The following is a 21388-nucleotide window of genomic DNA, read 5'->3' as shown; positions in this document are numbered from 1 at the left end:
AACTCAACTCTTAACTTAAATTACTCTAACTGTTATAACCCATGGTTTTTGCATAATTTTCCAGTTTCTCTTTCAAAGAATTCCGTGCACGGTGCAGCCGCGACCGGACAGTACCAATGGGTATGTCCAGTATCTTGGCCATTTCCTCGTAAGTAAATCCTTCCAAGTCGCAAAGGATGATTACGGTCCTGAAATCGACGGGGAGCGTATTAAGGGCACTCGCCACTTCGTCCCCGATCAGATCCTGCACACTCTCGGTACGCATGTCGGTGGTGGTGGCCACGCCGCCTTCCCCCTCCACGTCGTCGGAGTTGTAATAACCCTCTACCTCGCTATAGTCTACTTTAGCAGGCTGTTTGCTCTTTTTTCTGAACTCGTTTATGAAGGAGTTCTTAAGTATCCGGAACAGCCATGCTTTTGCATTAGTTCCTTGCTCGAAATAATCAAAGAAGCGGTAAGCCTTTAGATACGTTTCCTGCACCAGATCATTGGCGTCATCTTCATCTAAAGTGAGCCTATAGGCAAAATTGTACAGAGGGTCCAATACAGGGAGCAGCTCGGCCTCGAACCGTGCGTCTTTTTCCTCTTTACTCAATTGTTTACCTGTTTGCTCGCTCATGTTTGCGTTTGCTTAAAAAGTTACGGTAGATAATAACTTTTACGTTAGATTAAGTTAGATGAGTAATGGTTTTTAAGTTTTGCCATTATTAATATAGGTACACATACAAAAATAAGACAAAAAAGTTACCATTAATCATTTTATCTATGTTCTTTAGTTTATTACGCTGGCATGCCACAGCTTTATTTGCGCTATTACCTGCTCAGGCCTTACATAGTTGATGCAGATACAGGTTTCCGGTACCGAACTGCAGGCATTACATTTAATAGGATGCAACAGCACGCTGGCCTTCTCGCCTACCGGCCCCCAGCGACCGGGGTAGGCCGGCCTGATAGGCGGGTAAATTCCCAGCGCATGCACGCCAACTGCTGCTGCAATATGCAGCGTTCCGGTACTACAAGCCACCAAACCGTCTACTGCCCGGGCAAAACTAATAAACTCGGGAAGGGTGAGCCGTCCGGTCATGTCTGTCACAAATTCTGAATGCTCCTGTAGCCACTCCCGCAGAAATTCGCCTTCTTTTGCGGTGCCGGTAATAAATACCTGGTGCCCCAGCTTGTGTAATTTTTTTGCCAGTTTGCTGTAGTGTACCAGGCTCCACTCGCGCCCGCTGCCCCTCGACTTCGGATGGAGTATTATATTGAGTTGCTCGGGGTTGTCTCTTACCAAAAGCTGCTGCAGCCATTCCGGAAGCGGGTCGATTTTGGTAAACCCGTAGAAGAGGTGCATGTCCTGGAGGGCCGGAAAAACTTTAACGCCTGCTCCGGTCAGCAAAAGCATGTTCAGCTGGCTCTCGTGCAGGTCGGAGTTCTTGCGGCTCAGCGACACCAGTTTGTTACAGGTAAGCCAGTGGTACCACCTGCTACGGGTGCCCACACGAACCGGTACTTCAGCTGCTTTGGCCAAACGGGCCAGGTGTTTGTTGGGCAACACATGCAGAAACACATCCGGCTGCAGTTCTTTCAGAAAATTCACCTGCTCCTCCCAGGGCAGGACCAGCAGTTTATCCGCATTGATGAACAAGTCTACATGTTCGCTGCAGGCCACGACCGGCTCCGTGTAGGTGGTACCTAAAAAGACAACCCTACACCCCTCGAACTGATTTTTCAGCCAGCCGCACATAGGCAAGGTAAGCACTACATCACCAATTGCATCGGGCCGGCTAATGAGGAAGGTCTTCATGAAAGCGGCTGTTTATGGAACAAATAAAGTTTGGCATATTTTGCAAAAACAGCGTAAGACGACAGGACAGCGATACAAAAACCTGCAAAGCCATCCAAAAATCCCAGCTGCAGAAAATACATCTTCAGAAACCGGAAGGGCGGCTTCACAATTAAACCTAAAACAGAAACCTGTTTCCCTTGCTGCTTCATCTCCTCCAGGGCCACCTCCGTAAAATGGTTTATCTGGTCCAGGTGCTGCTTTATGGAGGTATAAGAATAGTGCAGCAGGTCGCCTTTTACAGCGCCACTCCTGGCTCCTGCAGCCAGCTCGAACTTTTCGTGGAGCAGCAGCCCCTCCCACTGCCCCTGCCTGCGGTCGTAGAGCCGCAGCTTCAGGTCCGGGTACCAGCCCCCGTGCCGCACCCAGGCGCCACAGTAGTTGGTCAGCCGCGACAGGTAATAACCGCCAAGCTGCCAGTTTTGCTTCAGGGCCCTTACCTCCTGCTGCAGTTCCTCCGACAGCACCTCGTCGGCATCTAAAGAGAGAATATGCGGAAAGGCAGCCTGGGCGTTGGCAAAATTTTTCTGAGTCACGTAGCCATCAAACGGACGCTCCACAAAGCGAACACCCCGGTTCAGGCATATCGCTTTCGTCTTATCTGTCGAGAAAGAGTCTACCACTACTACATCATCCGCAATCCCCTCTACCGAGTCGAGACAGCGCGCAATATTTTGTTCTTCGTTGTAAGTGATGATAACTACCGAGAGGCTAACTTCCATACATTCCCGTTGCTTTTGCAAAAGTAACCGGGTGCAAATATCGGCTTTTCTACCAACATTCTGGCAGCGCGTCCCCTAAAGTACAAAGTCGGGTGAAATGTTGCAATTATTTGTGAAATTCTTTATATAAATAGCAACCATAACTCTAAAATACGTATGAAAAGTATTGTCCGCTGTTGTTGTTCCTAAAAATAAATGCATGTTCAGCTGTAATTATCATCGGTTTACTAAAAAATGGCTGTACCCGGGCATGGCAATGATCTTTTTACCGGCACTGCTGCTGGTGGCGCTATACAGTATCCGGAACCGGGCATTGGAATACAGCCTGCCCATATTGCAGGCAACAGCTGTTACACAGGACAACATGCACCACCTGTGGCCGGCAATACCGGGCAGGGGCAGCCTCTTTCATAGCACAGGCTACACCACCTATCCCCTGCAGCCGAAAGCCGAAGTTTACGGACAGGCTCTTTTGTTTATCAACACCATAAACACAGGTACCGGTTGCGCGGTAACCGCCCACAGCCCCGATGCCCGGGCTTATGCCAGGGTTACCGGTTTAGCCCCAGCTACAAAAGGCCACATAACATCCGGCAGCTACAGGTCTGCCGGCTCCCTTGCTTACTCCTTTTCGGCTTTGTCGGAAGTACATCCTTTCTGGCGGCGCGACTGGTTTGTGGCCCTGCTGGTAGTGCTGCTGCTTGCGTCGATGATGAGCGTAGTCCGGTTTCGTGAGAAAAGCCTAGTGAAGCTTAACCTGCTGCTGGAACAGAAAGTACAGCACCGGACACAACTGCTCGAAGAAAAGAACCGGGAAAAAGAAACACTCCTGAAGGAAGTACACCACCGGGTAAAAAACAACCTGCAGATTGTTATCAGCCTGCTCAACCTGCAGGTCCGCCGCACAAAAAACCAGGATGCAATTGATGTAATGCGGGCTATCCGGAACAGAGTAAAGGCGATGGCGCTGCTGCACGAGCGCCTGTACATGCAAAACGACCTGGGCCAGATAGACCTGAACGACTACTTCACGCAGATTTGCGAAAGCCTTTACTCCTCGTTTGGGATAACACAGGAAAAAATAGCCTTACAGGTTGCTGTGCCGCACATAAAAATAGACATTGATTCAGCCATTACCCTGGGACTTATCGTAAACGAGATAGTTTCCAATGCCTTAAAATATGCCTTCCCGGACGAGCAAACCGGACTACTTCGTATTGCGCTGGAGAGCCACGACAACCGCACCTACACACTGGTAATTGCGGACAATGGCACCGGCTTGCCACCTGACATTGAACAGAAGCAATCTTTATCTTTTGGGCTTCAGCTCGTTAACTCACTTATCAGTAAACTGAACGGGAAAATTGAGTTAAAAAATAAAAATGGCACAATAGCAATATTAACTTTTATTTTACCATCATAATGATTATATTTCACGTAAGAACCTGATGCTATGACTAAACCTAAAATCCTTATTGCAGAAGATGAGGTCATAATCGCTGAAGATATAGCTGCGTGCCTGGAAGAATTAGGTTACGACACGTGTGCTATTGATGCAGGAGAAGATACGCTCGATCTGATAAAGGAAACTCACCCGGACCTGATATTACTGGATATAAACCTGAAAGGCAAAGCTGACGGCGTAGACCTGGGCTCGCAGATCAGGCAGGAATTCGATATCCCTTTTATCTACCTGACGGCTTATGCCGACAAGGAAACCATTGACAGGGCCAAAAAAACGGAGCCCGACGGATTCCTGGTGAAGCCTTTCGACGAAAAAAGCCTGCAGTCTGCTATCGAGATTGCGCTCTACAAGCACGACCATCATCACGTAAAGCCGGAAGAAAACGGCGAAACATCCTCTTTTAAAGGCAAGGCCCACGAAGCCGATATTGCTGCCGATTACCTGTTTGTAAAGGTTAAACACCGCATCATTAAGGTACAGTACAGCGATATTCTGTGGGTAGAAGCCTATGACAACTACTCGTTTATAGTGACAACCGACCAGAAGTACCTGGTAAGTTCCACTCTAAAAGACACAGAACAGAAGCTGCCCCCAGCTAACTTTGTGCGTGTGCACCGTTCCTTTATTGCCAACCTCGACAAAATTGAAGCACTCGAAGAAAATTCCGTTATGTTTTCGAAAGGCGAAATCCCGATTGGCAAGTCTTACAAGAAAGCGCTGATGTCTAAATTCAACATTATTTGAAAAAACTTTTACGCTTTACGATTACCTGCCCCACCCCGACCTTCATTTCTCATTCCTGACGAAAAAAAGGTCTGCTGCTCCCGCCACCACAGCCTCTGCTCCTGCAGGCAATAGCAGCTGGTAAAACAAAAGTAAAAGCCTTCCTGGAAAAACAAAAGAGCCGATGCGCTTGCACCGGCTCCTTTGTTTTTTAGCAGCAGCTCTTGCTGAATTACTTAGTATCTGTAGTATTCCGGCTTATAAGGTCCTTCAACCTCCACGCCGATGTAGCTTGCCTGGTCTTCAGACAGTTCATCCAGCTCCACACCTATTTTACCCAGGTGCAGGCGGGCTACTTTTTCGTCCAGGTGCTTGGGTAGCGTGTATACCACGTTTTCGTAGGCGTCAGTATTTGTCCAAAGCTCGAGCTGGGCCAGCGTCTGGTTCGAGAAGGAGTTGGACATAACAAAAGACGGGTGACCGGTAGCGCAGCCAAGGTTTACCAGGCGACCTTCGGCCAGCACGATAATATCTTTACCCTCGACGTTATACAGGTCTACCTGCGGCTTGATAACATCTTTTGTATGGCCATAATTGGAATTCAGCCAGGCCATATCGATCTCGTTATCAAAGTGGCCGATGTTACACACAATTGCTTTGTCTTTCATGCTGCGGAAATGCTGCTCGGTAATGATGTTTTTATTACCTGTAGCTGTCACCACAATGTCAGCCTCTTTTACGGCATCCACCATTTTCTTAACAGCGAAACCGTCCATGGCAGCCTGTAAGGCACAGATTGGATCTATTTCGGTAACGATAACACGGGCGCCTGCACCGCGAAGCGAGGCAGCAGAACCTTTGCCCACGTCGCCGTAACCGGCTACTACCGCAACTTTACCGGCCATCATCACATCCGTAGCACGACGGATCGCATCTACCAGCGATTCTTTACAGCCATACTTGTTATCGAATTTCGATTTGGTAACAGAGTCGTTTACGTTGATGGCAGGCATTGGCAGCGTTCCGTTTCTCATACGCTCGTACAGGCGGTGCACACCGGTAGTCGTTTCTTCCGACAAGCCTTTGATGCCTGCAGCCAGTTCAGGATATTTATCCAGCACCATGTTGGTCAGGTCGCCGCCATCATCCAGGATCATGTTCAGCGGCTTGCGGTCTTCGCCAAAGAAGAGCGTCTGCTCAATGCACCAGTCAAATTCTTCGGCCGTCATGCCTTTCCAGGCGTAAACCGAAATACCGGCAGCGGCAATGGCAGCAGCGGCATGGTCCTGTGTAGAGAAAATGTTGCAGGAAGACCAGGTTACTTCAGCACCCAGTTCCACCAGCGTCTCTATCAGCACAGCCGTCTGAATGGTCATGTGCAGGCAGCCGGCAATGCGTGCGCCCGCCAGCGGCTTGGCCGGACCGTACTCCTCGCGGATTGCCATCAGGCCCGGCATTTCTGCTTCTGCCAGTCTGATTTCCTTGCGGCCCCACTCGGCCAGCGAAATATCTTTTACCTTGTACTTAAGCTGTGTATCTATCATGTTACTTGTTTTTCAGAATAAACACAAAATTACACAATTTGTTGCGCAACTTCAAGCAGCTACCATGTTGTTCTTCCCATTTGCAGTAGTACATGGCGCCAGTTTAAAATAACTTATCTTTGCTTTACCATGCTGCAAACCTGCAGTACGGTTAATTTAACACCAGAGGCATGCGCACCTTTTCGATAGAGGAAAAACAGTTTATCCGGGAGAACCAGCACCGAAACCCTGCGGAGCTGATGCTGCAGGCAAAACGATACCCCGGCCTGCCCCTGCACGAACTGGTGCAACAAATACAGGCAAGGCAGAAGGCAGCACAGAAACTCCCGGGCTGGGTGGCGAACCCGGATGTAGTGTTCCCGGTCATGCTCTCGGTAGAGCAAAGTTCTTCTGAGAAAACAGCTGCCTTTAAAGCCTCGTTGGTAAGCGGTGCGCTGGCCATCGACTTAACCGGCGGCTTTGGCGTGGACAGCTACTATTTTGCCCGCAGCTTTGAAAAAGTGCTGCACCTTGAGCAAAACAAGGAGCTCTCGGAGCTCGCCACTTACAACTTTGGTGTGCTGCAGGCGCCAACTATCGAAACGATAAATACGACAGCCGAAGATTTCCTCCAGGCTTTTACAGGTAAAGCCGATCTGATTTATGCCGACCCGGCCCGCCGCGGCGGACGCGATGAACGGGTGCACCTGCTGCAGGATTGCGAACCGGACATCCTCCGCCTCCTCCCCCTGCTGCTACAGAAAGCACATGCCTTGCTGCTTAAAACCGCTCCCATGCTGGACATAGAGCTGGCTATAGCGCAACTGGGGCACGTGGCAAAGGTATGGGTGGTGGCCGTACAGAACGAGTGCAAGGAAGTGCTTTATCTGCTCACGCCAACTACAACCGGAGCGGTGGAACGGGTGGCCGTAAACCTGTTAAACTCCGGCGAGGTACAGCAGGTAACTTTTACACAGGAGCAGGAACAGGAAGCACCTGTTACGTATGCTGATCCGCAGCAATATATTTACGAACCAAACGCCGCCATCCTGAAAGCAGGTAGTTACAAATACCTGGCAACGCTTTACCACTTAAACAAACTGCACCCGAACAGCCACCTGTATACTTCCGAGGCATTGGTTCCCGGTTTCCCGGGCAGGTCTTTCCGCTGCCTTTCCGTTAGGCGCTACAACAAAAAAGAACTGCTCCCCAGGCTCCCCGACAAAAAAGCCAACATCACCGTCCGCAACTTTCCCGAAACTGTAGCCGAAATAAGAAAGAAAACCGGTATCCGGGAAGGCGGCAATGTGTACCTGTTCTTCACGACCGACAAGCACCAGAAACCGGTTGTGCTTTTCTGCGAGAAGGCTTAACCTGGGCAAACCTGTAAAGCTACGCAGCCGTTTGTAGCAGCACCCTCCGCTCCTGTTTCTGCAACACGGGCAAGCCGGGCAGAAGACCTTTTATTGCAGGAGCAGAAGAAGTGGTGGCAGGTGCAGTGAACTTTTTGAGCTTAAACCAGCATTTCTGCAAGAGGCGCCTGCCCCGGTTTCTTCCCATATTACAGCGGCTCCTGTTCAACAGCTACAAATATCCTCTCCCAAACTGCTTCTACATCAGTAATATACAATTAGCCCTGTATTCCCATATAGCGATAATCCATAAAACTTCATCTTACAACCAGCCTGCAACACGCTCACAAACATCAGCATATACACTTAACTATCAGGTATTTACTTCGTAAAACAAACTAACACTAATTGTTTTACTTAATACCATACATCATGAAAAAAGGCAGCAAAGAAACCCAACAAGACATTAACAGAATGAAAACGGGCACCAGCAACAGCTCCCGCACCATACGTCCGGATTCCCCGGTACGGGGTTCAACCACGTCACAAAACAGCACCACATCCAGCCAGATGAGCGGAGGTGCTACACCAGTGCAGGGCCAGAACCAGAGCAGGGCAAAGGAACAGGGCGACCTGCGCAGAGAATTTCCTCCTAAGAGCAGCAACTTCTAACGAAGTGCAGCAGCCAGGTTAAGAGCAGCAGGAGTTTATCTTTCTTTGAAAAGAGATAACATATGGAGGGAGTAAACAGCCACTCTCAGCCTTTAGCAGAAGCTGACGGCTAAAAAAGTGGCAGCCAAAATAAGCAAACTACGTAAACTATTATCGGAACCAAAGTTTGAGAACTATGAAAAAGAATAAAGAAAATAAGAAACAAGAGTCTGAACTGACTGATCTCAGCAAGAAAGATCCCTCTGATATTGGCAACAGTCTGAAGCGGGATGCGGTAGGTAATCGTGGAGCTAATGATTACACGCCCAGAGGCTCAACTGACAACGAGTTGGGCACAGAAAAGAGAAGAAATAAATTCTAGCTTATGATGTAAGCCAGAAGAAACGATAGATCATAAATCAAAAGCAGAAGAGGCTGCCCCAGCTACAGGGGCAGCCTCTTCTGCTTTTTGATATTGCGGCTTTGTACTTAGTTTCTGCTTCGCCTTTCGGGTACGCCACCGGAAGACTCCTGCCGTTGCTGCTGTATTTGGCTGCGCTGTGGCCTTTGCGGCAGACTCTGCCGGTTTTGCTGCCCAACCTGCGGCTGGCTGATCTGCTGACGCGCCCGCTGGCTGTAGTCAGGAACGGTCCGCTGCACCGACCTTCCGGCAGGCTGCTCCTGTCGCACACCCGGGTTGTACGGGCTTCGCTCAGGCTGCGGAAGTTCCCGCCTGACCGGTGCTTCCAAACCGGCAGGGCGCTCGACGGATGACGGCGTACGGACAGGTCTTTCCCTGACAACCCGCTCCTGTACAGGGGCACGCTCTGTTTCTCGCACGGCTGCGTCAGGCCTGTTTCTTATTGCCTCACGCGGGCTGGTATTATCAGTAGCCGGTATATTGGTTCTGCGCTCCGGATACCTTTCCCGTATAACGGCCTCTCTCCTGTCGGTATAGTCATCGCGCGACGTACTGCTTCTGCCTGTAGCATTGTCCCCGATTTCGGTACTGCGCCTGCTTTCCGCCATCCGTTCTCTTGGTGAAATACCGGTATTCTCAGCTGTACCTTCTCTAACAACACTGCTCCTGTCACCGGAGATGCTGCTTCTGTCGGTTCTTTCGCGGTCGTTTACTCTTTCAACGCTTGAGCGATCAGGACGTGTAAAGTTTTCGCGGCTGACAACCCGGGCAGGTGCTTCGTTGCGCTGTGCCGTTACTTCAGGCCGGTACATTCTCACTGCCCCCCTGTCAACCACTGCACGACCGGGCCTGCTGTCCTGGTTCACACGGTGCACCTGCACCCTGCTGCGGGTATGCTGCTCTATTTCCTGCACCCGCGGCCCGTACACATAGGTGCGGTTGTTGTAATTATAGTAGTTGTTGATGATGATCGTGTTGTGGTAGACGTTCACAACAGTTGTTCGGGGTGCACAGTAGTTGTGCCATCTGCGGCTCATCACATGCCGCCTTGGCACAAACACCCAATGCGCCACTGGTATGTTGATATTGATGTGCACACCCGGACCTAAGGGCGCCCATCCGTAATAATCGCCCCCGGTGCGCCAGCTCACCCAGGCTGGTCCCCACTCGTTGCCAGGCACCCATACCCAACCGTAATAATCGTCCCAGAGCCAGCGGCCGTAGTGGAAAGGCGCCCAGCCCCAGGCATAATCCGAAACCCAGGTGTTGCCGTATTCTGTCATTACCCAGTGCCCGCGGGTAGCGTACGGCTGAAAACCGGCTTCTACATCGGGTGCCCACACATAGCCATGCCCGGGGTAGTTGATCCAGCGGCCGTACGGCGTCAGTTCATCGTAAAAGGTCTGGAAGGAGACGCTGGTCCCGCCATGAGCCCTTGCTTGTTCAGTACCTGCCAGGCCAAAGGCCAGACAGGTGAGCATCAGTACTGCCCAGTACTTTTTTAAAGTTCCCATTGTCGAAAGTTGCTAACATGATCCTGAAATTATTTTATATGCTGTATATAGAATAAATATCTTGCCAAAAACGCAGCTACAGCCACCGTTTCTCAACATTTTCTGGTAAAAGACAATAATCTGCGTTTTCCGGAGAAGCTGCTTATCCTGTTGGTTTTACGTACCCTGGCTCCTGCCGATTCGCTTTGCACTGAAGCTTAACAACTTACCTGCTGCGGCTCACCCACTTGTTATCTTTTAGCCAGAAGCGCCAGGGCAGCAGGGCATCGTCGCCGGCATAGTCTACGCCAATGCGCGGGCCTGTAGCAATGTGCCCGGCAGGCACCTGCACGCCCTGGTCCTCCAGCCAGATAGTATCGCCGGTCAGGTCGGCGCCATACAGTTTCCGGTCAATACCCAGGGCGATGCTCAGCACACCGGGCCCGGCCGTCAGGTTGGGTTTCAGGACGGGCATGTGGCGGCGCAGCTGCATTTCGGGTATGCCTTCGGTGGGCTCGATGGCTCGTACCAGTACCGCATCGGCTTTGCCGGCTGTGTTGGTGATGACGTTGAAGAGGTGGTAGATGCCGTACACCAGGTACACGTAAGCCACGCCGCCTTCCTGGTACATGATTTCGGTGCGTGGGGTGCGGCGGTTCATATGGGCATGGCAGGCACGGTCGTTTTCGCCGGCGTACGCTTCTGTCTCTACAACCATACCACCGGTCAGTACACCGCCAATATTCGTGTAGAGATATTTGCCCAGCAGGTCCTGCGCCACCTGCACGACGTTGGGACGGGTATAAAAATGTGATGGTAGCTTCAAAATAAAACCAGGCGTTTTGGGATGGATATCAAGGAGAACTTACGCTGCAGCAAGCCAAGAAGTTGAATGCGCTGAACCGATAACGGAAAAGCTCCGAAGGCTGATCCTCCGGAGCTTTTCTGGCAAAAGTTGCTGTGCTTACTTTATTTGTTTAACGACTTGAACCAAAGCAGGGCATCAATCATCATTGGTTCTATGGAAGAGACATGCGTACCACCCTCTATCGGAACCAGTTCCACATTGGCAGCGCCACCTGCGCTGAACTTTTCATAGGCTGTTTCGGTGGTTCTGTAGTAAACCGATTCATCCTGGGTTCCGTGGTAAAGCCGGGTCGGACTTTTAGGGTTCCAGGTCAGGAAGAAGCTGTTTTCCACTAGTTTCTGCTTCAGCTCCATTTCGCCGGTAGTGCTTTGCAGGTTCTGATAAAACGTTGGGTTCAGCAATTCTGCCGGGCTAGGAGACAGCGCCTGGTTTATTTGCTCCAGGCTTTTTGTGCCGTCGAGTAAGCCGGGTATGGCTGCAGCATAATCGGTCCGGAAGAAATCGGTTAAAGGCCTGTTCCAGTTGTAGGTATTATTGTAGGCATGCACCATTTTTACCAGAAAAGCAGGATTACTGTAGGAGGAAGCAGTCGCCACCATGTTCATCATTACAGGCAGGTCGTATGCCCCCGCTCCTGCGGCTACGGCAGTTACAGCCAGGTTGTGCCCGGGTGTGGTTTCTATTTCCTTCTGCGCCGCCAGCGTTACATAGCCACCCTCCGAATAACCAACCAAAAATAATTTGTTGCTGAAAGCAATATTCTGGGTCTGCAGGTAGTGTTTGGTTGCTTTCAGCATGTCTACTACGGCGGCAGCTGAATGCGCTTCGTCGTAATACGGATGCACCACCGACTTGGAGGCACCCATCCCTATATAATCCGGGATAGCCGTTACAAAGCCGGCTGCACCAAACAATTCGAACCCACTAAAGGTATTCGGGAAATTAGAAGGTGCATCTGCTTCGCGAAACATCGTGCCATGCTGTGCACTCAGCAGCGCAGGAGCCGCTGTAGTACCTCTGGGTACAGCCACCAGACCGGATGCTTCAATTTCCTGGCCCTTAAAGCGGGTTCGGTAGTGGAGCCGGTAAAAAGATACATCGTAGTTGATATGCACCACGTAATTGCCAAAACCAAAAGCTGTTGCATAGGTTTGCAAGGTATTTTTGGGAAGTTCCCCCAGCAATGTAGCCGATACAAAATTACTGTTATTCTCCGGCGTCGGTTCTTCCTCGTTATCCTTACACCCGCCCAGCACGAATACATACAGCAGCAGTATCCATCCAAAATGTCTTAAGTTTGGTTTCATGTTTTTTTTGTGTTGATTAAAATTTAAAATTACCTGTTCAGGCCTGATATTCTGAAACGGTGAATTTACAAAACATTACATTTATTTAATATTTTATTTAACAGCCCCACAACGCAGGCAGCAGCAGGCTCCACAGCAGCACAACGAAAAAATTCCTGCTCCGGACACGCCCGTATTAAAAAGTTCGTTACCTTTGCAACAGATTGGTGGCGCTTCTACTTCTGTACGAAGGGCCTTAAAAGGGAAGCAGGTGTAAAACCTGCGCTGTTCCCGCAACTGTAATCTCCATTAAAAGGAAAGCTCAACACCAAAGCCACTGTCCGGCACCGGATGGGAAGGCGGGCTGACCGGAGAAAGCCAGGAGACCTGCCAGTTCCAGACAAAATTGTCGTATGCTTTCGGGTAAAAAGCTGCACGGCCTCCGCTCCACAAGCGCTAGCTGTTCCTGCACTTCTGCCCCTTTGCATGCTTCGGGATGTAAGCAAACATGTAGTGACAACTTTTCACAAATTTATTTTTTGCCTGCTGGCCTCCTCCTGCACGGTGGCTACCGTGGCTGTGGCCCAGCAGGACACCACGCACTACGAACTTGGCGCCGTAGAAGTATTTGGCAAGCCCGCCGAAGTATACGCCGCCGGCAGCCGCGTGTTTTCGCTTGACAGCAGCTACCTCCAAACCTACAGCTCCGCCTCCCTGGCCGAAGCTTTGCAGACGCGCACGCCGCTCTACCTCAAATCTTATGGCGCCAGCGGTTTGTCGAGTGTTTCGTTCAGGGGAACCTCGGCTTCGCATACGGCAGTACTCTGGAATGGGCTCAACATCGCCATCCCCTCGCTCGGGCAGAACGATTTTGCCACGCTGCCCTTAAGCGGTGTCGGAGATGTGGCGGTGCAGCATGGCGCAGCAGGCGCTACGTATGGCAGTGGCGCTATCGGCGGAGCCGTGATGCTGAACTCTCCCGATTATACTGAAAAAGGATTCCGGGCAGCGTTGCAGCAGGAAGTGGGCAGCTTCGGTCGCTACTACAGCCACATTTCCGCAGGCTACAGCAGCGAAAAAATTGCGGTGGGCGGAAGCGCTTACCGGCAGCAGGCGCAGAACAACTTCTGGTACCGCAACGCTGGCAAATTCGGAGCGCCACGGGAGCGGATGGCGCATGCAGGAGTAGCGCAGCATGGCTTTACACAGGATGTTACCTGGCACCTGAGCCCCAAAACAAACCTTGCTTTCAGCAGCTGGTACACCTACACCGACCGCGAACTGCAGCCTGCCATGGGCGCAGCCGACAACAACGCCGCTCAGCTCGACAAAAACCTGCGCCTGCTCACCAGCTTCGGGCACAACAGCCGCTGGGGCCAGACCAGTATCAAAGCGGCTTATTTTTCCGATTTCCTCCACTACACCGACAACCATAACAACTCCCGCACCGATATCGGCACCTGGCAGCTGCAGGCAGAGCAGACGTATACCTATGGCCGGCGCTGGAGCCTGAAAGGCGGCCTGAATCTACAGTATTTCGATGCGGCTGTAGATGGCTATGGCGGTAAGGTAACAGAAAAACGAGCCGCCGCTTTCGCACTTTTCCGCTACGAGCCTGTGCAAAGGCTGGCGCTGAGCCTGAACCTACGGCAGGCATTTGTGGAAGGCTTTAACCCGGTGCCTACGCCTACCCTCGGCGCCAACTGGAAGTTTGCCCGCTTCGGCCAGCACTACATCAGTGTAAAAGGTAATGTATCGGGTAGTTACCGGGTACCCACCCTGAACGAACGATTCTGGCGCCCCGGCGGCAACCCTGACCTGAAGCCGGAGCAAGGCTGGAACTATGAAGCAGGCCTGCGGCACCTCTTTGCAAAAGGCGCTGTGGTTGTGGAGACAGAAGCAACAGCCTATACCATCCTGCTCGACAACTGGGTACAATGGACAGATACCGGAGTTGGTTACTGGACACCCCTGAACCTGCAGAAGGTACAGTCGCAGGGGCTGGAGTTCAGCAGTCGTGTGTCTGCCAAAGCAGGTAAGGCTGTGGTGGGTGCTGCAGCAGGGTATGCTTTTACCTCTTCGGAACAGGTAAAGTCGTATGAGGGAGCCGCAGCGGAACTGCACCGGCAGTTACCATACGTACCGCTGCACAAAGCCACTTTTTCCACCGATGCCTCCTACCGTACCTGGCGCTTTATCGGCAACCTGACCTACACCGGCAGGCGCTACACCACCGCCAACAACTCTGAAAGTATGCCAGGCTTCACCTTGCTGGGCTTGTCCGTGGGCAAACAATTTAAGCTGGGCCGCCACCAACTGCACACCACCCTGCGCACCGACAACGCAACCAACACCCGCTACCAGACCATGGTGAACCGGGCTATGCCACCACGCAGCTACACCTTCAGTTTGCGATACATAATTTAGTTTGGGAGTTAGAGAGTTTGGGAGTTTGAGAGTTTGAGAGTTTGAGAGGTAGAAAGGTAGAGAAGTAGAAATTTTGTAGGGGTTGAAAATCTTCAACCCTGACACAGTGAGGTAGAGAGGTAGAGAGGTAGAAATTTTGTAGGGGTTGAAGATTTTCAACCCTGTACTAGAGAGGTAGAGAGGTAGGGGATATGGCTGTAGAGACGCGATGCCCGCGTCTCCTGCGCGAACCACAAACAAACCTAATCCCGAAAATCCTAAAATTCTGTTAATCCTGATTCAGACAAATAATCATAGTCATCAATTAAATCACCGTTAATCAAAGGTTCAGACAAAACATTACTGCAGCTGCCACCACACCCGCTGCACCCTAATCATAGTAACCCATTAGCACATTAACCCATTAACACATTAACCAATCATCATGACAAAAAACAGATCTGTGCGCAGCTTCTTCCTGGCTGCGGCTTTAACAGCAGGTGCCTTTACCTTTACCAGTTGTGAAAATGAGAATGATGCACCCACTGGTGCCTATGCTGCCAACGCCGTGCTTATTGCCAACGAGGGCAGTTTCAACGCCTCCAATGCCTCTGTGAGCTATTACAACCGCAACTCGGGCAAACTGGAAAACAACATCTTCAGCAAGCAAAATAACCCGCTCTTGCTGGGCGATGTGCTGCAGGACATCAGCACCCACGACGACCGCGCTTTCCTGGTAGTGAACAACAGCCAGAAAATGTATGTAGCCAACGCCAATACCTTTAAAGTGGAGGGAGAAATAAACGGACTGAAAATGCCCCGCTATTTTGCCGCACTCGACAACCAGAAAGGTTATGTAACCGAATGGGTGACCTACGACGGCAACGGGCGTGTAGCGGTAGTGGACCTGAAGAACTTTACTGTAACGAAGACAATAGAAGTGGGCATTAACCCGGAAAAACTGCTGGTAGCAGGCGGCAAGGTTTACGTTGCCAACAGCGGAGGGAACACAGTTTCTGTTATCAACACAGCCACCGATACCCTGGAAGCTACCATTCCGGTTACCTACGGCCCCAACAGCCTTGCCCTGGACAAAGACAACAACCTGTGGGTTACCAGCCGCAACAACAAAGCCTACAACCAGGACTGGACTATAAGCGAGGAACTGAGCGAGCCTGGCGCATTAACTAAAATCAGCACGGCCAACAACACAGTTGTGAGCACATTTACGTTCAGCCGCAACGCACCTTCGCCGAAAAACTTAACAACCAATGCTGCCAAAGACAAGCTTTACTTTGTCTACGATAACAAAGTCTACCGGCAGGACATAGCTGCTACTGCGCTTAGCTCCACCCCCCTGATTAACCGCGGCGCCTCCTATCCCTCCTCGGGCTTCTATGGCTTGGGAGTAGATCCGGTAAGCGGTTATATCTACGCGGGCAAAGTACCTGGCTTTACATCCGACGGGTGGGTAATTCGCTATAACCCATCAGGAGCAGCAGTCGATTCTTTCAGAGTAGGCGTAGCTCCGAACGGGTTTGCTTTCCGGTAAACTGTAGCGGATGTAATTTAACAAAGGGGCAGCTCCAGCGGGAGTGGCCCCTTTCTGTTTTATGGCCTTTTGTCGCGGTCGCCGTCCTGATCATAGGCACCGGAGCCCAGTGCAGTGCTATCGGGGTGGTCGGCGTGGTCGTAGTGATGTTCGTAATCGGTCGTATCCATTGTCCCGAGGCTTTTGTCAACATCCTCTTCCGGTTCTACTATTTCGCCTCTTTCCACATTGGTATCGCCGGGTTCTGTACCCTTGTTACAAGCTGTCAGGCCAAATCCTGTGGCTGCACAAACTACAACTGCAACCAAAGCCGCTTTTAATTTTCCTGTATTCACCATAGTCTATTTTCTTTGATGTAGCATGAAGCAGTTAAATTTTATCTGCTCCTACGTCTACGACCATAACCTATTTAGAGTTAAGACATGTACCCGGCGCTTTCATTTCCCGTATTTACACCAGACAAGCCATTAACCACATAAACACTATGAACGAGCAACACAAAGCCCCCCTGCAGGAAAATACCAAAGACGACTCATCGGATGTAGAGCGTGTAAAAAAAGATAAAGAGCGGCTCGGCAACGAGATGCATCCCGCCGAATCGGCTCCGCCGGAAACAGGAAAAACAAAAGAAGAAGAGGAAGCAGAAAAAGGGCATTCCTGATTTTTTAGCTGCCGCTATTGCCGTACCTTTGCAGAAGATAAGATGCCTTTTGCATGAAAAAATCTAAAGCTGCGGTAAAAATACGTTTCAAAAAGCCACTGCTGGTTATTGCTGTCCTGAGCCTCTTGCTGGCTTCGGCCATCGAACTGTATACCTTTGGCATTGCCTCCGACTTTTTTACCAGGTGGCTCCGCTCCTTTTTTGTGGTATTCGTCCTGATCAGCGTAACGGCCCTGGGCATAGTGCCCGGCGTGTCGTTTGTGGTGAACAAAATTGTGCGTAAGTTTTCATTATAAATGCAAAAAGGCCTGTGTTATCAGCACAAGCCTTTGCGTTTATATCATAGCCTGGAAAAGCTACAGCTCTACAGTCATGTTGGCATAAATTTTAAAATCGATGGTAGCGTCTACCGGGTTATTCGTAGTGCTGGCATCTAACCGGAAGCTAACGGTAGTACCTGCTTTCATCAGGTTTACCAGCTCATTTCTTACAGCTTCGCTGGCTATATCCAGGGTGTATTCCTGGCCGGAGGCATTGCTTGCTTTCAGATCCAGGCTGCTGATGGTGCCAAGGGTTTTGTAGGTACTGGTGCCGTCGGCCGCAAACTTCATGGTTCCCGAAACTACCGGCGTGTTCGACCCTGAAAATGCGCTGACCTTATAAGTTATCCTGTCGATCCTGAATTCATCAATGTTGTCTTTATACTTGTCCACATCCTCGTTGGAAGTGTTTAAGGTGTAGGTTTTCGTGAATTGCAAAGGGTCGGAAACTGCCTGCGAAATAGGTAAGGAGAAAGACTGCGGCACATCAATGTCTTTCGTGAACAACGAACAGGCAGCTGCAACAGCAAGTAGCGCCACCCAAAAATACACCTGTAACTTCTTCATAATCATAATTTAATTGTTGTTGATAAATTTTATTTGCTCCACATAAAAAAGCCTTTGTCTGAAATTTTTCAGGAGGTTAAATGTTTAAACAAGTTATAAAAAATATTATTTAATTCCTATACTCCTATTTTAAAATCTTGTTGCTTTTTTTTGAAAGAAACCGCATTTCAGCCTGCCATAACACCCTCAGTGGCAGCAGCTGCAAAACCAAACGGCGCAGCAAACGCCAGAAATCTCTGCAGCCACTGCCACCACTCCCACTGCTCCTAACTACTGCTAAAAAATAAAGCCCGCAGCGCTTCCAACATGAAGCACTGCGGGCTTTATTTTTACTAGCTGTTCTTTTTCCGGACAACAGGGTACGCTGCCGCCGGAAAAAGTCAGCAAAATTATAGTTCTACCGAAATGGTCGCGTAAACTGTAAAATCGAGCGTGGCCACAACCGGGTTTTCAGTTGTCTCCGCATCCAGTTTCAGGATGATGTTGGTACCGGCTTTGATCAGGCTGATCAGCTCCTGCTTTACCTGCTCGTCAGCAATCGGCACATTCACTTCATCTCCGGAGAGGTTCAGCGCTTTCAGGTCCAGGTTTTCAACGGCGCCCAGTGTTTTGAAATTGCTTGTTCCGGCAGCAGCAAACAGCAGGTTTCCTGAAACTACAGGTGCGTTTGAACCGGAGAACTGCGCTACTTTGCAGGTTACTTTCGAAATTCTGAACTCATCAATCTCTTCCTTGTACTTTTCAACATCGGCATCTAAAGTTGTCACCTCTTTTGTAGTAGTAAACTGCAGCGGGTCAGCAGCCGACTGGTTTACTTCGATCGAGAATACCTGTGGAACATCGATATCCTTCTTGAAAAGGGTGCAGGCAGCAGTAAACACAAGTACCGCCAAAACGAGGATTGGTAGAAATTTTTTCATGTAAAGAATTTAGTTTTGAAAAAGGTTTAAAAAGACTGTAACTGAGCGAAGTAACCCGTATCTGCAGATTATTTCATCCCGCAAAACTATTGAAATTTTATAATGTTACAACATTTTTATGCAAAGTATTTTTTTGGCTAAAATCCTGTTCCTGCTGTACTTACCATAGCCACTGAACCTGCCCGCCGGCACAACTGTTGGCAGAGTAGCGCTTTCATATTCAGAAGCTTTATCCGTAAATTTGTTTTTCCTGCTTCGGCAACACTTAAATTATCTGCTTTGAACAACCCAAAAATACTGCTGCTCACGCCACCACTCACGCAGCTCAACACGCCTTACCCCGCCACGGCCTACCTGAAAGGCTTTCTGACCGGGCGCGGCTATTCCGTTACGCAGGCCGATTTCGGCATTGAGCTTGTGTTGCGGATGTTCACCCGGAACGGGCTGAGCCGTATTTTCAGCACCATCGAGGAAGGCGATTACCAGCTGTCGGACAACAGCCGGCGCATGCTGCGGCTCAAGCGGGAGTACCTCAGCACCATTGAACCTGTTATCCGCTTCCTGCAGAACAAAGACACGACGCTGGCGCAGCAGATCAGCTACAGCCGCTATTTGCCCGAAGGCGCGCGCTTCGACCAGGTGGAGGATATCGACTGGGCTTTCGGCAGTATGGGCATTGCAGACCGGGCACGCTACCTGGCTACACTGTACCTCGAAGACCTGGGCGACCTGATTAAGGAAACGGTTTGCCCCTACTTCGCCTTCAGCCGCTACGCCGATAAACTGGCGATGTCGGCTACTTCATTCGATCCGCTGGAGGAGGCGCTGCAGCAAGAACCAAACCTGGTAGACCAGCTGCTGCTCGAGCTGCTGGAGGAGCGCCTGCAGGCGGTAAAGCCCGATGTGGTGGGATTTTCAGTGCCGTTTCCGGGCAACCTGTACGGCGGACTGCTGCTGGCAAAGCACATCAAGGAGAAGCACCCGCACATCAAAACCCTGATGGGCGGCGGCTACCCCAACACCGAACTGCGCGACCTGCGCGAGCCCCGCATTTTTAAATACATCGATTTTATTACGCTCGACGACGGCGAAGGCCCCTGGCTCAAGCTGCTGGAGTACCTGCAGGGCCAGCGTCCGCTCGATTTTCTGCAGCGCACCTTCCTGCTGCAGGATGGTAGCGTGGAGTTCGTAAATGGCTGCCTCGATAAGGATATTCCGCACACCGAAGTGGGTACGCCCGATTACAGCGATCTGCCGCTGCAGGATTACCTCTCGGTAATCGATGTAATTAACCCGATGCACCGCCTCTGGAGCGACGGGCGCTGGAACAAACTCACCGTTGCCCACGGCTGCTACTGGAAACGCTGCTCCTTCTGCGACATCACCCTCGACTACATCTCCCGCTACGAAGCAGCGCCTGCTACCCTGCTCGTGGACCGCATCGAGCAGATCATCGCCCAGACCGGCCAGACTGGTTTTCATTTTGTAGATGAAGCTGCTCCGCCTGCCGCCTTACGCGACCTGGCGCTGGAGCTGCTGCGACGGGGGGTGAAGATAAGCTGGTGGGGCAACATCCGATTTGAAAAAACATTTACACCGGACCTGTGCCGCCTGCTGGCTGCTTCGGGTTGTATCGCAGTATCGGGTGGCCTGGAAGTAGCGTCTGACAGGCTACTCGACCTGATGGAGAAAGGCGTTAGCATAGCACAGGTGGCGCGCGTAACAGACGGTTTTACACAGGCCGGCATTATGGTGCACGCTTACCTGATGTACGGTTTCCCGACCCAGACGGCTCAGGAAACCATCGACTCGCTGGAGGTGGTGCGGCAGCTGTTTGTGAACAATGTGATCCAGTCCGGTTACTGGCACCGCTTCAGCATGACCGCCCACAGCCCGATCGGTAAACACCCGGAAAAGTACGGCGTGGTAAAAGTCGGTCCGCCGGAAGGCGATTTTGCCAACAACGACCTCTGGCACGACGATCCCAAAGGCACCGACCACGAACTGTTCGGCGAAGGGCTAGCCAAAGCAATTTACAATTACATGCATGGCGTGGGGCTGGAGGAACCGCTCTCGTTCTGGTTCGATTTTAAAGTGCCACGCACCACCACGCCGCGAAATCTGATCGCCAACGCCATCGCTGAACCCACCAAACCCGACAGCGCCCGAAAAAATGCGCGGGTCGTGTGGCTGGGCCATGTGCCGGAAATAGACTTCACGATATTTGCCCGGAAGGGAGAAACGATCGAGCGCTGTGTGCTCACGTTTTACGAGAAAGCAGAAGACTTTGAGGTGAAGACGACTGCCGCCATCGGGCAGTGGCTGTTTGATGTGCTGCAGGAACTAAGTGCAGGCACAGGTGCTACGGTTACGCTGCAGCAGTTGGAAGAAAGCTACCCTGTGGATGCGCACCTGAGCTTTACGGAATTTCTGAACTCGCCAGCCTGGTTTACCTTACGCGAAAAGGGGCTACTGCTCCTGTAGTCCCTTTTACAGCTGTTGAACAGCCTCCAAAACATTACTGCAGCTGCCACCATTGGTGTTGCTCCCGCTGCCGTAGCTGGGTGAGACAGCTTTTGGTAAGCGGCAACGGAAGCATCCAACGATAGAGCAGCTTA

20 protein-coding genes and 1 riboswitch are annotated in these 21388 nt (G+C 51.0%); of the genes, 10 read left to right on the top strand and 10 right to left on the bottom strand.

The features are described 5' to 3' along the window. Positions 1-25: 25 nt before the first annotated feature. The 3 genes from DCW36_RS18315 to DCW36_RS18305 form a co-directional block, all read right to left on the bottom strand. The gene (locus DCW36_RS18315; protein ID WP_114778222.1) at positions 26-619 is read right to left on the bottom strand and encodes a sigma-70 family RNA polymerase sigma factor; all 594 of its coding nucleotides are present in this window, start codon (positions 617-619) and stop codon (positions 26-28) included. A 153-nt stretch (positions 620-772) separates the two neighbouring features. Continuing rightward, positions 773-1801 (bottom strand): glycosyltransferase family 9 protein, encoded by a 1029-nt coding sequence (locus DCW36_RS18310; RefSeq protein WP_114778221.1) that lies wholly within the window; start codon positions 1799-1801, stop codon positions 773-775. Continuing rightward, positions 1798-2562, bottom strand: a complete 765-nt coding sequence (locus DCW36_RS18305) for a glycosyltransferase family 2 protein (RefSeq protein WP_114778220.1) — start codon at positions 2560-2562, stop codon at positions 1798-1800. The genes DCW36_RS18310 and DCW36_RS18305 overlap by 4 nt, the downstream gene beginning before the upstream one ends. Positions 2563-2812: 250 nt before the next feature. Here DCW36_RS18305 and DCW36_RS18300 point away from each other — a divergent pair, with 250 nt between their 5' ends. Further along, a complete protein-coding gene (locus DCW36_RS18300) occupies positions 2813-3985 on the top strand; it encodes a sensor histidine kinase (RefSeq protein WP_164891177.1) in 1173 nt (390 codons plus the stop codon). Positions 3986-4015: 30 nt separating this feature from the next. Further along, complete coding sequence (locus DCW36_RS18295; RefSeq protein ID WP_114778218.1) at positions 4016-4771, top strand: LytR/AlgR family response regulator transcription factor; 756 nt, start codon at positions 4016-4018, stop codon at positions 4769-4771. A gap of 215 nt (positions 4772-4986) precedes the next feature. Here DCW36_RS18295 and ahcY read toward each other — a convergent pair whose 3' ends face one another. Further along, a complete protein-coding gene (gene ahcY / locus DCW36_RS18290) occupies positions 4987-6294 on the bottom strand; it encodes an adenosylhomocysteinase (protein WP_114778217.1) in 1308 nt (435 codons plus the stop codon). Between the two features lie 170 nt (positions 6295-6464). Between ahcY and DCW36_RS18285 the strand changes: the two genes are divergently transcribed. The 3 genes from DCW36_RS18285 (at position 6465) to DCW36_RS18275 (ending at position 8658) form a co-directional block, all read left to right on the top strand. Then, entirely contained in the window at positions 6465-7646 is a 1182-nt protein-coding gene (locus tag DCW36_RS18285) for a THUMP-like domain-containing protein (RefSeq protein ID WP_114778216.1), read from the top strand. Positions 7647-8057: 411 nt separating this feature from the next. Next, positions 8058-8297 (top strand): hypothetical protein, encoded by a 240-nt coding sequence (locus DCW36_RS18280; RefSeq protein ID WP_125185143.1) that lies wholly within the window; start codon positions 8058-8060, stop codon positions 8295-8297. Positions 8298-8472: 175 nt separating this feature from the next. Further along, positions 8473-8658 (top strand): hypothetical protein, encoded by a 186-nt coding sequence (locus DCW36_RS18275; protein WP_125185142.1) that lies wholly within the window; start codon positions 8473-8475, stop codon positions 8656-8658. Positions 8659-8765: 107 nt separating this feature from the next. On the opposite strand, the gene DCW36_RS22895 is transcribed toward DCW36_RS18275, so the two are convergent. From DCW36_RS22895 to DCW36_RS18260, 3 genes are all read right to left on the bottom strand, one after another. Further along, a complete protein-coding gene (locus DCW36_RS22895; RefSeq protein WP_125185141.1) occupies positions 8766-10211 on the bottom strand; it encodes a DUF6600 domain-containing protein in 1446 nt (481 codons plus the stop codon). A gap of 205 nt (positions 10212-10416) precedes the next feature. Continuing rightward, positions 10417-11016, bottom strand: coding sequence for a DNA-3-methyladenine glycosylase (locus DCW36_RS18265; protein WP_114778214.1), 600 nt, complete (start codon positions 11014-11016; stop codon positions 10417-10419). A gap of 143 nt (positions 11017-11159) precedes the next feature. Beyond that, a complete protein-coding gene (locus DCW36_RS18260) occupies positions 11160-12365 on the bottom strand; it encodes an alpha/beta hydrolase family protein (RefSeq protein WP_114778213.1) in 1206 nt (401 codons plus the stop codon). Between the two features lie 187 nt (positions 12366-12552). Beyond that, a riboswitch (cobalamin riboswitch) is annotated at positions 12553-12753 on the top strand. 104 nt (positions 12754-12857) lie between these two features. Between DCW36_RS18260 and DCW36_RS18255 the strand changes: the two genes are divergently transcribed. Both DCW36_RS18255 and DCW36_RS18250 read left to right on the top strand, forming a co-directional pair. Continuing rightward, entirely contained in the window at positions 12858-14771 is a 1914-nt protein-coding gene (locus DCW36_RS18255; protein WP_164891174.1) for a TonB-dependent receptor plug domain-containing protein, read from the top strand. A gap of 424 nt (positions 14772-15195) precedes the next feature. Then, complete coding sequence (locus tag DCW36_RS18250) at positions 15196-16302, top strand: YncE family protein (RefSeq protein WP_114778211.1); 1107 nt, start codon at positions 15196-15198, stop codon at positions 16300-16302. Positions 16303-16361: 59 nt separating this feature from the next. Here the strand turns inward: DCW36_RS18250 and DCW36_RS18245 are convergent, their stop codons facing one another. Further along, positions 16362-16640 (bottom strand): hypothetical protein, encoded by a 279-nt coding sequence (locus tag DCW36_RS18245; RefSeq protein ID WP_125185140.1) that lies wholly within the window; start codon positions 16638-16640, stop codon positions 16362-16364. 146 nt (positions 16641-16786) lie between these two features. Here DCW36_RS18245 and DCW36_RS22635 point away from each other — a divergent pair, with 146 nt between their 5' ends. Next, positions 16787-16963: a hypothetical protein gene (locus DCW36_RS22635; RefSeq protein ID WP_164891173.1), complete on the top strand. Its 177-nt coding sequence runs from the start codon at positions 16787-16789 to the stop codon at positions 16961-16963. Positions 16964-17016: 53 nt separating this feature from the next. After that, positions 17017-17259, top strand: a complete 243-nt coding sequence (locus DCW36_RS18240) for a DUF2798 domain-containing protein (RefSeq protein WP_114778210.1) — start codon at positions 17017-17019, stop codon at positions 17257-17259. 60 nt (positions 17260-17319) lie between these two features. Here DCW36_RS18240 and DCW36_RS18235 read toward each other — a convergent pair whose 3' ends face one another. Then, positions 17320-17850 (bottom strand): hypothetical protein, encoded by a 531-nt coding sequence (locus DCW36_RS18235; RefSeq protein ID WP_125185139.1) that lies wholly within the window; start codon positions 17848-17850, stop codon positions 17320-17322. Between the two features lie 389 nt (positions 17851-18239). Beyond that, entirely contained in the window at positions 18240-18770 is a 531-nt protein-coding gene (locus DCW36_RS18230) for a hypothetical protein (RefSeq protein ID WP_125185138.1), read from the bottom strand. Positions 18771-19049: 279 nt separating this feature from the next. Between DCW36_RS18230 and DCW36_RS18225 the strand changes: the two genes are divergently transcribed. Continuing rightward, positions 19050-21254: a B12-binding domain-containing radical SAM protein gene (locus tag DCW36_RS18225; protein ID WP_114778207.1), complete on the top strand. Its 2205-nt coding sequence runs from the start codon at positions 19050-19052 to the stop codon at positions 21252-21254. The last annotated feature ends 134 nt before the right edge of the window (positions 21255-21388 follow it).

It is taken from the genome of Botryobacter ruber, assembly GCF_003347595.2.
Lineage (GTDB): Bacteria > Bacteroidota > Bacteroidia > Cytophagales > Hymenobacteraceae > Pontibacter > Pontibacter ruber_A.
Note: the sequence above shows the minus strand (reverse complement) of the source record. Positions and strands in the feature narration are given on the sequence as shown.

Excerpts from the sequence above, each read along its gene's own strand:
- DCW36_RS18295 (WP_114778218.1), top strand. The coding sequence starts at position 4,016 with ATGACTAAACCTAAAATCCTTATTGCAGAAGATGAGGTCATAATCGCT.
- DCW36_RS18245 (WP_125185140.1), bottom strand. The coding sequence starts at position 16,640 with ATGGTGAATACAGGAAAATTAAAAGCGGCTTTGGTTGCAGTTGTAGTT.
- DCW36_RS22895 (WP_125185141.1), bottom strand. The coding sequence starts at position 10,211 with ATGGGAACTTTAAAAAAGTACTGGGCAGTACTGATGCTCACCTGTCTG.
- DCW36_RS18315 (WP_114778222.1), bottom strand. The coding sequence starts at position 619 with ATGAGCGAGCAAACAGGTAAACAATTGAGTAAAGAGGAAAAAGACGCA.
- DCW36_RS18235 (WP_125185139.1), bottom strand. The coding sequence starts at position 17,850 with ATGAAGAAGTTACAGGTGTATTTTTGGGTGGCGCTACTTGCTGTTGCA.
- DCW36_RS18275 (WP_125185142.1), top strand. The coding sequence starts at position 8,473 with ATGAAAAAGAATAAAGAAAATAAGAAACAAGAGTCTGAACTGACTGAT.
- DCW36_RS18300 (WP_164891177.1), top strand. The coding sequence starts at position 2,813 with ATGGCAATGATCTTTTTACCGGCACTGCTGCTGGTGGCGCTATACAGT.
- DCW36_RS18280 (WP_125185143.1), top strand. The coding sequence starts at position 8,058 with ATGAAAAAAGGCAGCAAAGAAACCCAACAAGACATTAACAGAATGAAA.
- DCW36_RS22635 (WP_164891173.1), top strand. The coding sequence starts at position 16,787 with ATGAACGAGCAACACAAAGCCCCCCTGCAGGAAAATACCAAAGACGAC.
- DCW36_RS18285 (WP_114778216.1), top strand. The coding sequence starts at position 6,465 with ATGCGCACCTTTTCGATAGAGGAAAAACAGTTTATCCGGGAGAACCAG.
- DCW36_RS18230 (WP_125185138.1), bottom strand. The coding sequence starts at position 18,770 with ATGAAAAAATTTCTACCAATCCTCGTTTTGGCGGTACTTGTGTTTACT.
- DCW36_RS18240 (WP_114778210.1), top strand. The coding sequence starts at position 17,017 with ATGAAAAAATCTAAAGCTGCGGTAAAAATACGTTTCAAAAAGCCACTG.
- DCW36_RS18305 (WP_114778220.1), bottom strand. The coding sequence starts at position 2,562 with ATGGAAGTTAGCCTCTCGGTAGTTATCATCACTTACAACGAAGAACAA.
- DCW36_RS18250 (WP_114778211.1), top strand. The coding sequence starts at position 15,196 with ATGACAAAAAACAGATCTGTGCGCAGCTTCTTCCTGGCTGCGGCTTTA.
- DCW36_RS18310 (WP_114778221.1), bottom strand. The coding sequence starts at position 1,801 with ATGAAGACCTTCCTCATTAGCCGGCCCGATGCAATTGGTGATGTAGTG.
- DCW36_RS18260 (WP_114778213.1), bottom strand. The coding sequence starts at position 12,365 with ATGAAACCAAACTTAAGACATTTTGGATGGATACTGCTGCTGTATGTA.
- ahcY (WP_114778217.1), bottom strand. The coding sequence starts at position 6,294 with ATGATAGATACACAGCTTAAGTACAAGGTAAAAGATATTTCGCTGGCC.